This window comes from bacterium, from assembly GCA_026398675.1.
Taxonomy (GTDB): domain Bacteria; phylum RBG-13-66-14; class RBG-13-66-14; order RBG-13-66-14; family RBG-13-66-14; genus RBG-13-66-14.
The window spans coordinates 1-11077 of the sequence record JAPLSK010000310.1; the positions used below are offsets into that span (position 1 = coordinate 1).

10 protein-coding genes are annotated in these 11077 nt (G+C 63.0%); 7 read left to right on the forward strand and 3 right to left on the reverse strand.

Translation table 11 applies throughout. The annotated features are described in order from the left end of the window. From NTW26_09140 to NTW26_09150, 3 genes are all read right to left on the reverse strand, one after another. The coding region (locus tag NTW26_09140) for a site-specific DNA-methyltransferase (GenBank protein MCX7022418.1) at positions 1–1345 on the reverse strand (1345 nt) is incomplete at its 3' end. Between the two features lie 96 nt (positions 1346–1441). Then, complete coding sequence (locus tag NTW26_09145) at positions 1442–1900, reverse strand: transposase (protein MCX7022419.1); 459 nt, start codon at positions 1898–1900, stop codon at positions 1442–1444. Positions 1901–1960: 60 nt separating this feature from the next. After that, positions 1961–3169 (reverse strand): peptidoglycan DD-metalloendopeptidase family protein, encoded by a 1209-nt coding sequence (locus NTW26_09150; GenBank protein MCX7022420.1) that lies wholly within the window; start codon positions 3167–3169, stop codon positions 1961–1963. A gap of 105 nt (positions 3170–3274) precedes the next feature. On the opposite strand from NTW26_09150, the gene NTW26_09155 reads away from it, so the two are divergent. The 7 genes from NTW26_09155 to NTW26_09185 all read left to right on the forward strand — a co-directional run. Then, a complete protein-coding gene (locus NTW26_09155) occupies positions 3275–4033 on the forward strand; it encodes a prepilin peptidase (GenBank protein MCX7022421.1) in 759 nt (252 codons plus the stop codon). Positions 4034–4074: 41 nt separating this feature from the next. Then, positions 4075–5190, forward strand: coding sequence for a dNTP triphosphohydrolase (gene dgt, locus NTW26_09160; GenBank protein MCX7022422.1), 1116 nt, complete (start codon positions 4075–4077; stop codon positions 5188–5190). 564 nt (positions 5191–5754) lie between these two features. Further along, the gene (locus NTW26_09165; GenBank protein MCX7022423.1) at positions 5755–5901 is read left to right on the forward strand and encodes a hypothetical protein; all 147 of its coding nucleotides are present in this window, start codon (positions 5755–5757) and stop codon (positions 5899–5901) included. 183 nt (positions 5902–6084) lie between these two features. Next, positions 6085–7035, forward strand: coding sequence for an Ig-like domain-containing protein (locus tag NTW26_09170; GenBank protein MCX7022424.1), 951 nt, complete (start codon positions 6085–6087; stop codon positions 7033–7035). Between the two features lie 113 nt (positions 7036–7148). Next, positions 7149–8309: a hypothetical protein gene (locus NTW26_09175; protein MCX7022425.1), complete on the forward strand. Its 1161-nt coding sequence runs from the start codon at positions 7149–7151 to the stop codon at positions 8307–8309. A gap of 336 nt (positions 8310–8645) precedes the next feature. Further along, positions 8646–9359 (forward strand): hypothetical protein, encoded by a 714-nt coding sequence (locus NTW26_09180; GenBank protein MCX7022426.1) that lies wholly within the window; start codon positions 8646–8648, stop codon positions 9357–9359. Positions 9360–9571: 212 nt separating this feature from the next. Beyond that, positions 9572–11077: hypothetical protein (locus NTW26_09185; protein ID MCX7022427.1), on the forward strand; the 1506-nt coding region annotated here is incomplete at its 3' end.

Sequence of the window (11077 nt, forward strand, 5' to 3'; positions counted from 1 at the left end):
GCTTAGACAAGGGGCTTAAGCCCCTTGCCTCTTCCGTTGTTCCGCCCCTTGCCTCATCCAGGTAGCGGAAGAAGAGGTAGCCGTCAATGCCGGTGTCGGCGCCCTTCCGTCCGCCCTTGTAGGGCATGGCCCCGATCTCGCTCAACACCCACAGCTCGAACTCGTGCTTGTCGGCCCGGGCCAGCTCCAGCGCCCCGGCGTAGCTGGCCGGGAGGCCGTGGGTTTCTATCTCGATGCCGGGGAAGGCGGAGGTCAGGCGCGTGCGGATGAGGTTTATCGCCAGGTGGGTGATGTCAATGCCGATCCAGGAGCGTTTGAGTTGCTCGGCGGCGTGGACGGTGGTGCCGCAGCCGCAGAAGGGGTCCAGGACCACGTCGTCCTCGTTGCTCGAAGCCTGGATAATACGCTCCAGTAGTGCATACGGTTTTTGGGTCGGGTAGCCAAGCCGTTCTTGCGACGTGTTCGGAATACGGGGGATGTCGGTCCATATGGATTGCAAAGGTTTCCCCGGCATTTCGTTGAGGTACTTCTTTAGGCCGTCCATCCTTGGCGTTCCGTCCTTCTTCGTTAGGATGAGACCGTCAGCCCACCATTTCTCAAGCTGTTCAATAGTGTAACCCCAACCCCGGCTTGGCGGCGGCATCGTTCCCCGCCAGTTGAATTTGCCAGAATCACTATCTGGCCGGCTGGCGGTCATATCCTGTCCTGTGTATAACCGGCCGTTCTCATCAAGCTTGTATCGTTTCAACTGTTCGGGCGAGTAGCCCGTAGTGACCACGTTCCAAGTGTACCGGGGGGAATAAGTGTAAAAGAGAATAACATCGTGAATGCGCCCAAATTGCCCAGCGTCATTGTGTGTGTTCGTGCGTTGCCAAATAATCTCGTTCCTAAAATTATTGGTCCCTACCACAGCATCCATCACCAACTTGAGGTAGTGGCTCGCCGCTGGATCGCAGTGGAGGTAGATGCTGGCCGTGTCCTTCATCACTCGGCGGATTTCGAGGAGGCGGTTCGCCATGTGCACCAGGTATGCCATCATGTCGTTCTGGCCGAGAAACTGGAGCAGGGCGCCGGTCAACTTCGCCAGGTCGGAGTTGCCGTAAGGGTTTTTCAGGATTTCCTCGTACTCGCGCTCGGTCTGGGCGGTCCAGTGCCAGGTATCCTCGAAGGCCCTTATCTGGGCGGCGTCGCCCAACCCCTCCGGTGTTTTGAAGAGAACGGTGTAAGTGGCGTTTGAGTTGAAGGGCGGGTCGAGGTAGACGAGGTCCACGGAGGCGTCGGGAATCATCCCCCGCATGACGTCCAGGCAATCGCCGTAGTAGAGTTTTCTGGTCCGTTCATTCATGGTAGAGATTATAGCACCGATGCGGGCGGGTGTGGACACCCGCCCCTACGGCGTAGGTGCGATTCATCCGTAGGGGCGACCGTCCACGGTCGCCCGTCACTGCCGTAGATAACAAAAAGGATAACTACGATAATCCGTGCACAGACCTTTGCGTACCGGGTTTCCCACGATGTACCGAGCCGCCGCGGCCAGGTCCTCGTCGGTGCGGACCGAGTGGTCGTAGAAACTCCGCTGCCACAATGGCACCTCCACGCCCTTTCCCTTCAACAGCTTGGCCGTGTACGTCTTCCACGAACCTAGTAAGTTGATGAGGTTTTTCTCAACCGGAGACACCAAGAGATGGACATGGTCGGGCATGAGGCAGGCGGCGTACAGTGTCGCCTCTGCGTTGAAATATCTGATTAGGTGTTTCCATACCAAATCGGTGAGTTCGTGGTCTGAAAACACGGACCGATTTTGCGCCGTGCAGATGGTGATTGAAAACGCCCTACCGCTGTCCGAGTACAATTCACGTTGGAGCCGTATTCGTTTCCGTTTGGGTGGTTTTTGTTTCATATCTTTCGGGCGGGTGTAGACACCCGCCCCTACGAGTCTATTCCCGATTCCGCGCGGCCCTTATTCGGCCAGGTACGCCAGGGGGTCCACCGCCCGGCCGGCCTTGCGGATCTCGAAGTGCAGCGCCGGCTCGGTGATGGAGCCCGTCGAGCCCACGGTGCCGATGCGCTGGTTCTCATCCACGTGGTCCCCCACCCGGACCAGAAGCTCCTGGGCGTGGGCGTAGAGGGTGTGGACTCCGTCGGCGTGCGCGATGACCAGGAGCTTGCCGTAGCCCTGGAACCAATCGGCGTAGATGACTTCGCCGGGCAGGACGCTGACGAAGTAGCGGCCCTCGGGGGCGGCGATGTCTATGCCGTCGGACTTGGTGGTGGTTCCGTAGCGCGGGTCCTCGACGCGGCCGAAGTAACGGATGATGGTCCCCTCGGTGGGCCAGATGCGCAGCTCGGGTATCTCGGCGGTGTAAACGTCGGAGTCGGGTATGTCGGCCACGCTCATCTCGTGCCCGGCGCGCTCGCTGGCGTCGGCGGCGATGATCTGGTCCAGCTTCGACTGCAACCGGGACGCCGCCTTCTCCTTCTCCTGGATGACCGCCTCGTAGACCGAACGCTCCCGCTGCACCTGTTCCAGGAGCGTCTGCTTCTCGGCCAGGTCGCTCTCGTAGAGGGCCAGCTCCTCCTTGGCCAGCTCCGCGAGGCGATCGAGCGTCGTCATGGCCACCTCGAGGTCGGCCTTTTTCAGCTCCTGCTGGTGCACGGAGGCCAGAATCTCGTCGTAGATGGTGCGGTCCTGCTGGGCGAAGGCCTTGAGGAAGAGGAATCGCCGGGCCATGGCGGAGAAGTCGCGGGCGGAGAAGACGAATCGGGAGCCGCCGTCGCGGCCTATCATGTAGAGCATGGAGAGCCGCCGGCCCAGGAGGTCCCGCCGCTCGTCGGCCTGGCGCTCGAGGCGGTCTATCTCCATCTGGGTGTAGGCGACGGCCTCGGCGGTCGTGCCCTGGGCTTTCAGCAGGCGGCGCTGGTTGGCCCGTCCCTTTTCGGCGCGCTGTTGCAACAACTGCAGCTCGCCCAGGATGCCCAGCTCCTGCCGGCGGACCTTCTCCCGTGCCTGGCGCTGGTCCCGCAGGTCGTCCTCGATGGCCGAAAGCTCGGACCGTATCTCCTCCACCCCGGCCAGCGCCTCACGGGCGAACAGGACCACTCCGGCGAGGACCGCCAGTCCGACCAGCGCCAGAGAAACCACGGGAAGGAGGCGTCGGAGCGTCCGCATGGGGATTCCTCCGCCCCAAGCCTAGCACCGACGGCCCGGCGCGTCAACCGGGGCGCGGGGTATGGTAAACTAAGACCGGATTCTCGAACCGGAGGGACCCGCCCCTTGGCCAGCTTCGTCTACTCCTTCGTGGTACTGGTCCTGGGCCTGGTGGTGGGCAGCTTCGCCAACGTGCTCATCTACCGCGTCCCGCGCCGCATCTCCATCCTGCGGCCGGGGAGCTTCTGCCCCGAGTGCAAGGCGCCCCTGACCGCCAACGAGAAAATCCCCGTCCTCTCCTTCCTGACCCTGGGCGGCAAATGCGCCCACTGCGGCAAGAAGATTTCGCCGCGCTACCCCATCATCGAGCTGGCCAACGCCCTGGGCTGGCTGGGGGTATTCGCCGTGGAGGGGTTCACCTTCCCGGCGGTGGTCGGCTGCATCCTCTTCACGGGCCTGTTGGTGGCGGCGGCGACCGACCTCACCGAGGGGGTCATCCCGAACAAGCTCTGCCTGGGGCTGGGGATTTTCGGTCTGGCGGCGAGCTTCTACCCCTTCGGCCTCGAGCCGCTGGATAGCCTCTTGGGTGCGCTGGTGGGCGGTGGGCTCTTGCTCATCTTCGCCGTCCTGGGGCGGCTGGTGTTCAAGCGGGAGGCCATGGGCGGGGGGGACTTGAAATTGCTGGCGGCGTCCGGGGCCTTTCTGGGTTGGAAGCTGGTGCTGGTGGCGGCCTTCATTGCCGTGGGCGCCGGGGCGCTCTACGGCGCCGTCTATAAAATCATCACCCGGAAGGAAACGCTGCCCTTCGGGCCGTTTTTGGCGGCGGGCGTGATGGCGGCCTACCTCGCCGGCGAGACCATCCTGGCCTGGTATCTGTTTCTTTGACGGGCCGTCCCGAAGGTCGGCCCCTTTAACCTGAACGACCCATGACCTTGCCGCGCGGGAAAGAGGACTGGGAGAAGCTGGAGGAGCGGGAGCTCTCGCGCTACGCGGCCAGGTCGCGCGACGCCCGGCGCCGCGATCCCGCCTACGCGCCCGACCCCCTGCGCACCGAGTTCGCCCGCGACCGCGACCGCATCCTCCACTCGCGCCACTTCCGCCTCCTGATGCACAAGACGCAGGTCATCCCCGGCCCGCCCCACGCCCGCTTCACCACCCGCCTGACCCACACCCTGGAGGTGATGCAGGTCGCCCGGAGCCTGGCGCGATCACTGCGCTTGAACGAGGATCTCACCGAGGCGATTTCCCTGGGGCACGACCTGGGCCATTCCCCCTTCGGCCACGCCGGGGAGGACGCCCTGCGGGGGATAATGCGCCGCGCCGGGGCCGGCGGATTCGAGCACAACGAGCACTCCCTGCGCGTGGTGGACGAGCTGGAATCCCTCGACCTGACGCGGCCCACCCGCCAGGGCATCCTCTGCCACACGCGGTACGACCCGGCGGACTACCCCGACGGACGCGAGTTGCCCCCCGTGTTCATCGAGCTGGGCTACGCGGCCAAAGGGGAGCCCTGGTCCCGTCCGCGGACGCTGGAGGCCCAGGTGGTGGACCTGGCCGATGAGATAGCCTACCTGGCCCACGACACGGAGGACATGCGCCAGGCCGGGCTCTTCGACGCCCGCCGGGGCGCGATACCCGACCGGCTGGCCCTCTTCCTGCGCTCGCCCAAGCGCGAGACCCTGGGCGTGATAATAAAAACCCTCACCCGGCACGCCGCGGTCGAGCTCGACGGGGCCGAGCGCGCGGGCGTCGAGTTTCCCGTCATCGGCTACCCCGAGGAGCTGGGCGGGCTCATCGCGGAGCTCAAGGTCTTCTCCCGAGAGCGGTTCTATTCGCACCCCGCCGTCGTCGGCGTCTGCAAGGAGGCCCGAGAGGTTTTAGAGGGCCTCTTCGCCCGCTGGCTGGAGGAACCGCCGACGGCGGAGCTGGCGGCAAGCTTCGCCGGGGCCGACAGTCCGACGCGCCACCGGCTGCTCCTGGACCGCGTCGTCGAGCTCACCGACCCCGAGGCGCTGCACCTTTTCGAGGGGCTGAAGGGGTAGCCGGACTGCCTGTCCCCACCCCCCTCTGGGGGGAGGCTCGCCTACGGGCTAGGGAGAGGGGTGTAGCGATTCCCTCCCCCCTCTGGGGGGAGGCTCGCCTACGGGCTAGGGAGAGGGGTGAAGCGGTCCCCTCTCCCCGTGGGAGAGGGCTAGGGTGAGGGCTTCCTTATTAAAGCGGCGGGGATAGGAATCCCCGCCCTACATTTAAGAGGAGCATTTGCCTACGGGCCGGGGTGAAGGTCGAGGGTGGGAGTGTAAAAAAACGGGCGGGTCAGGAGACCCGCCCCTACGTCATCGCAAATGCGAGGCACGGGCGGTGAGGGCTGCCTTATTCTCCCTCCCCCCTCTGAGGGGAAGCGCGCTTACGGGTTAGGGTGAGGGGTAAAGCGGCGGGGATTTGCCGGGGGCATAGCTCGGTTCGCCGGAGGCGTAGCTCGCTTCGCTCGGTTCGCTCGGTTAAAATCCCCGCCCTACATTCCCTACCCGGACGACTACCCCGGCGCCACCTGGCTGGCCGACCTGACCAACGGCTGCGCCCTGGCGGGCATCAACGCCGACGAGAACGTGGTCGGCCTCAACATATGCCCCGGCGACTACCACCTCTGGCGGGGCGACGGCTGGATACTCATGAGCAACGCCATCCGGTACCGCATGGGCGACCGGCCCGCCGTCAGAGAGCTTTCCTGGGGCGCCATCAAGGCCGAATTCTAGCGAACCGGAACGGTCGCGGCATCGGGGAACCCCCGCTCACTTCCCCCTTTTTACGCTTCCCAAGGGAACCAGACCACCCGGGAGCGGCCGCCGGTCGGATTCTCCAACCCTGGAGAAACCACACCATCCCGTTCTTTGTTTGTGATAAACTGGCCTGGAAATGACATAAAAAAGGGGGAAACCGTGAGAACGGTACCAATCATTCTTCTGTTTGCGGTCGTCTTCGCCCTGCCGGTTCTGGCCTACGACGAGGTGGATACCTCCAGTGCCACCGCCAGCGCATGGAGCGAGTACACTCCGAATTATCCGGCCAGCAACGCCCTCGACGACAACTACGGCACCTTCTGGAGCAACGACCGTTCAGTCAACCCGACCACCGACGGAGCCGGCGACTGGTTCCAGGTGGAGTGGCCCGACGACGTGGACGTGTGCTACATCCGCACCGAGGGGCGCAGCTACCAGAGTGGCTACTACAGCATCCCCCACGAGGTTCGGTTGACCTTCTCCGACTACAGCTACATCGACTTCGAGTTCGAGGACACCACCCAGGACCACTACGTCCAGGAGTACTACTTCGACGCCGACCAGAAAACCACCTCCGTCGTCGACTTCGGGTTCCTGTCCTACTTCCACCACGTGTGGGAGTACGTCCAGTACTACGAGGTGAACTTCTACTACGAGCTCAACCCCGACAGCGACCCGCCCTACGTGGCCGATATGGAACCCACCGACGGTGAGTCCTACGTGCCGATAGACTCCGACATCGTTTTCCACTGCGTTGACGATGCCTCCAATATAGACCTCGACACGATCGACTTCACCGCCCACGACACCACGCTCTCCGACGGCCGCGCCGTGAGCGCTGACGCCTCCATCGGCGTCGTCTTCGGCTCGACCGTCACCATCGACGGCGACCTGGACGTCGACGACACCGACCCGATGGACGTCATCTGCACCTTCACCCCCGACGACCCCCTGCCCTACGGGGACACCATCACCTGTACCGTGGCCGCCGGCCTGGCCGATGTTATAGGCAACGTGATGGTTGATGACTTCGTTTGGACCTTCAACACCGAGGATTCGCCGGGATTGGTGTATCAATCCACCTGGGGCGCCATCAAGGCCGAGTTCTAGCGAACCGGAACGGTCGCGGCATCGGGGAACCCCCGCGGGTTCCCCCTTTTTCACTCCTTTCACCGCCCCGGCCAAACTGGTATACTTGGCCGAAACGCCGCGTGAGACGAAAGATGGACCCACAGGGAGAAATAACCCGCTTGGAGGACCCGGACCGCCTGTTGGAGCGGGCGGCGCAGATCGAGGGGGAAAACCCGACCAGCGCCGCCATGTACTACCTCCAGGCCGCGGAGCTCCTGGCCGGTTCGGGCGACGGCGACGGGGCCGACCGGGCCGCCCTGGAGGCGCTCCACCCCGCCGGGCTCGGCGACCCCGCCCTGTTGAGGGAGGCGCTGGACTCGCTCCGGCGGGATTACGTCGGGGGCGACCGCTCCGACGGCGAGCGGCGCGCTTTCATCCAAAAGCTCCTTTCCATCGCGGGGAGGCTCGAGGACTCGTCGGCGCACCGGTCCGCCGGCCGGGTGCGCCACCTGGCCTGGGAGACGGAGCACGCGCTCGTCCGCCGCTGTGCGCGGGCCGGCGGATTGAAGCCCGCCCTGCGCTGCTTCACCCTCTGGCTCTGGCGGGTCTTCGCCGGTTACGGTGAGCGGCCGTTCCGTCTCTTGGTCACCGCCGGCGGGGCCGTCTATCTCTTCGGCATCCTCTTCATCGGCCTCAACCTCCTCGCCATCCGCCTGAACGTCCTGCCGGCCATCGCCACCCCCAACATCTACGACCTCACGGGTTACTTCGGAATCTCGCTGGCGGCCTTGGTCGGCAACGGCTTCGCCTACGCCGCCGATGCGTCGGGCTGGATACTGGTGTCCCTCGAGGCGGTCATCGGCTGGCTCGTGATGGTCTCTTTCGTCACCGTCATCGTCCGGCGGCTGTTTCCGGTCGGCCCCCGAAGACCGGCCCCGTCGCCGCCCCCGGGCGCCCTTTACCGCCTGTGGGACTTCGTTACCGGTGGCGGGGAGCGGCCCTGGCGGCTGGGTCTCGTCGCGCTGGTCGTCACCGTCGTCTTCGCCGCCCTCTTCGTCGCGGCCAACTGTATCGCCCTGGTGGCGCAAGCCCCGCCCCAGATTCTCTACTACGAGATTTACTCCATCTTCGGCTACCTGGGCGTGTCCTTCGCGGCGCTCTTCGGCGACGGGTTCCGCTTCGCCGCGGGCGCGTTCGGCTGGATTCTGGTGTCCCTCGAGGCCGTCCTGGGTTGGCTCTTGACCCTCTCCCTGGTGGCGGTGACGGCGGGGAGGATTCTCCGCCGCGCCCCGGGCCCCGGCGTGGACTCCTGACCACCCGCCGGCTGTAATTTTTTAAAAAAACGCTTCCAAGCGAGGTCGCCATGCGGAAAACCCCTCTCCTTCTCCGGCGAACCGGGGGCGGGACACAGAGTCGAGGCCGAGTGGCTCCTGCCCGACGGAACGCTCAAGTGGACCGAGGAGCGCACGATATCCGTCGGCGCCCCCAAGCCCGTCACCGTCGTCGGCGGCAAGGGCTACGATTCACCCGGCGGCTGGGAGCCCGGCGTCTACACCATCAAGTTCTTCCTCGACAGCGCCCCGGTCGGCGAGGAGATTTTCCGCGTCACCGGCGAGGCCGCCCAGGAGCAGCCCATCCTTTTAGCCGGGGTGGATTTCCACCACGTCGGCGACATCACCGAGCCGGTCAAGGTCTTCTCCAGGGACGACACCACCACCATCATCTGGTTCGCCAAATTCTCCCTGGCCGAGGGGGCCGCCGGCGACCACACCGTCTCCGTCAACTGGCTCGACCCCGAGGGGAAGAGCCTGTGGACCGAGGACCGCGCCATCACCATCCCCGAGGGCGCCCTGGTCAAGCAGGTCGCCGGGGGCAAGGGCTACGAGGAACCGGGCCAATGGGCCGTCGGCACATACACCCTGCTCGTCTCCGTGGACGGCAAGCCCCTGGGCCAGGCCACCTTCCAGGTCGGCGAGGTGGCGCCCGAGGAGGAGGTCGAGCTGGCCGGCACCTCGGGCTTGAGCCTCATGGGCATCGCCTACTACAACCGCGGCGACTACGTGAACCAGATGACCGAGTTCACCAACGCCCTGACCGAGATGATCGTCTGGGAGGTGAACCTCCTGATCCAGCCCGTCACGCCCGAGGGCGGCCACAAGCTCGTCGCCAAGTGGTACCTCCCCGACGGGAGCGAGAAGTGGACCCAGGAGGAGGAGTTCGACATCACCGACGCGGACGCAAGTAAGCGCGTCATCGGCGGCAAGGGCTACACCAGCGTGGGGAACTGGGCTCTGGGCGAGTGGAACGTGAAGTTCTACCTGGACGGCGAGTTCTTGGGGCAGAAGACGTTCACTGTCAAGTAGCCCCGTTTTAGGCAAGGGGTTTAACCGAGCGAAGCGAGCTATGCCTCCGGCAAAACCCCTTGTCTCCATTGGAACGATGAAAGGCGGCCCGGCCGCCTTTTCTTTCGCCCGCGACCGACTGGCCCGGCGGCCTTGAACCCGACGGCAAAAGCGTTTATACTAAAGTATGGTGAAGAAGAAGACGCGCCTTTCCGGCACGGGAGGGGAATACGATGAAACGGCTGATGGTGTTGGTATCTACGGTGACGGTTGTCAGTTCGATAAACGCCGCTTGGTTCAACGAGACCGTAGACTCTGAGGGTGAAACAGGTTATTACACGTCCCTGGCGCTCGATGACTCCGGTTACCCGCATATTTCATACATGTCCAATCCAAACGGACACCTCACATACGCGTACTGGGACGGGGTCAAATGGCAGACCGAGACTGTGGACACGGGTTGGTTCTCAGGCTCTCATACATCTATAGCTCTAGACTCCTTGAACTACCCGCATATCTCATATTTAGATGGATTCAATTATGACCTTAAGTATGCTCAGTGGAATGGCACCTCTTGGCGAATTGAAACTGTTGATGCTGAAGGCGCTGTAGGTAGCTATCCCTCTCTGGTGTTGGACTCTTCAGACCATCCTCACATCTCCTATTTGGACGACGGTAATGATTGTCTCAAATACGCCTATTGGGACGGCGTCGCATGGCAAATAGAGTCCGTGGATTCAGAGAAAGATAGTGTGGGGCGTTATAACTCCCTCGCTCTGGACTCCTCCGTCTACCCCCATATATCCTATTACAACGACACCAAAGATACTATCAAATACGCCCGCTGGGATGGCACCTACTGGATTATCGAGACTGTGGATTCGGCGGGGGACTCACCCACTTGCACATCTTTGGCGCTGGATTCCTCCGACTATCCCCATATTTCATATAGTGACAGTACTAATCGCGATCTGAAATACGCCCGCTGGGACGGTTCCACCTGGCACATCGAGACCGTAGACTCTGTGGGTAACTTTGGTAGATATAGTTCACTGGCGCTAGACTCCTTCGGTTACCCCCGTATAGCGTACAGTGACGAGAGTAATAATAGTCTTAAATACGCTCGCTGGAACGGCGATACCTGGCGATTCGAAACCCCGGATTCGATTGGTAATGTGGGATCTTTTACATCTCTGGTGCTGGATTCGTACGATTACTCCTACATCTCGTATAGAGACAACACTAACGATAGCCTCAAATTCGCCATGCACATAGCTGTTGATGACGTAGACCTGTTCACCGAGGTTCGCAATGACGGTATCCTGCTGAGTTGGAGTATTACCGGGGACATACCGGTGGGTTTTCGAGTCCTGAAGGAAGTCAATGGGGAGTTGTCTCCGATTCATGCCGACCCGCTTCCGGGTTCGACGATACGCTACCTGGATCGTGATGTTTCCCCCGACGTCGCGTACCGCTACTGGCTGGATGTACTCGAGGGCGAACGTTTTGTAAACCGTTTCGGTCCATCTGAATTCGTCACCTATCCCGAGCAGACTCACGAGCTTGACCTCGCCGTCTACCCCAGCCCGGCGAGCGGTTCATTCACGGTTGACTACACTTTGCCCGAGAACGGCCGTATAAGTATATCGCTATACGACCTATCCGGACGGAGGATAGCGACGGTTCTCGACGGGGAGATGACCGCCGGGCACCACGATTTTTCCTGCGACGCCTCGGCG

Bases quoted from the DNA above. Each gene is read 5' to 3' on its own strand.
- NTW26_09175 (MCX7022425.1), top strand. From the start codon at position 7,149: ATGGACCCACAGGGAGAAATAACCCGCTTGGAGGACCCGGACCGCCTG.
- NTW26_09145 (MCX7022419.1), bottom strand. From the start codon at position 1,900: ATGAAACAAAAACCACCCAAACGGAAACGAATACGGCTCCAACGTGAA.
- dgt (MCX7022422.1), top strand. From the start codon at position 4,075: ATGACCTTGCCGCGCGGGAAAGAGGACTGGGAGAAGCTGGAGGAGCGG.
- NTW26_09150 (MCX7022420.1), bottom strand. From the start codon at position 3,169: ATGCGGACGCTCCGACGCCTCCTTCCCGTGGTTTCTCTGGCGCTGGTC.